1 protein-coding gene is annotated in these 838 nt (G+C 75.5%); it reads right to left on the bottom strand.

All coding sequences use genetic code 11. The features are described from left to right. Positions 1–838, bottom strand: an 838-nt coding sequence (locus tag NS331_RS26920) for a hypothetical protein (RefSeq protein WP_193758205.1), incomplete at both ends; no start/stop codon positions are given.

Below are 838 nucleotides of genomic sequence, written 5' to 3'. Positions count from 1 at the left end.
CAGGTCGGACGCCGCGCCGCCGGCCTGCAGCAGCAGGTTGGCGCCGGCGCTGGCCGCGCTGTTGACGCTCAGGCTGCCCGCCAGGGTGGTGAGCACCAGGGCGCCGCCAGACGTGAAGGCGCTGGTGGCTGCATCCGTCTGCGTGCCGGTGCTGCCCAGGCCGATGCGGTCCACGCTCAGGTCCGCCACCGTGCCCACGGTGAGGGCCGTGGCTTCGGTGAGGAACACGCCGCCGCTGGCGGCGGTGGCCGCCGCTGCGCTCAGCAGCGCCGCCTCGGTCTCCAGCGCATTGCTGCCCACGCCCAGGCTGCCGCTGCCGGCCACCAGGCGCAGGTTGCGCGCATACACGTCCACCGCGTTGGCGATGGCTTCGCTCGCGTTGTCCAGGACGGAGGTGCCCGCGAGCAGGCTCACGTCGCCCCAGTGGCCGTTGGTGGCCGACTGCTGCGTGAGGGTCGTGCCGCTGCGGTCGGCGCTGGTGCGCGCGTCCACCAGGCCCAGCGTCAGCGTGCCGGCCACGGCCTGCACGCGCACGTTGCCGCCGTCGGTGCGCAGCACCGAGCCGTCGGCCAGGTTGACGTCCGTCTGCGCCTGCACGTCCAGGGTGCCGGCGCCGCCGGTGGCGATGGCGGCGCCCGCGGCCAGCGTCACCGACGCGGTGGCCGAGCGCAGGCTGATGCTGCCGCCCGTGGATTGCACGCTGCCGCTGAGCGTCAGCAGGCCGTTGGCCACCAGCGAGACGGTGCCCGAGGCGCTGCCCACGGCCGCGGCCGAGGCGCCGCCGGTGATGGCGTCGATGGCCAGGTTGCCGGCCGTGACCTGCAGCGCGATGCCGCCG

The sequence above is a fragment of the Pseudacidovorax intermedius genome (assembly GCF_001476815.1).
Taxonomy (GTDB): Bacteria; Pseudomonadota; Gammaproteobacteria; order Burkholderiales; family Burkholderiaceae_C; genus Xenophilus; species Xenophilus intermedius_A.
The sequence above is the reverse complement of the archived record's forward strand: the minus strand, read 5'-3'. Positions and strand labels throughout refer to the sequence as shown.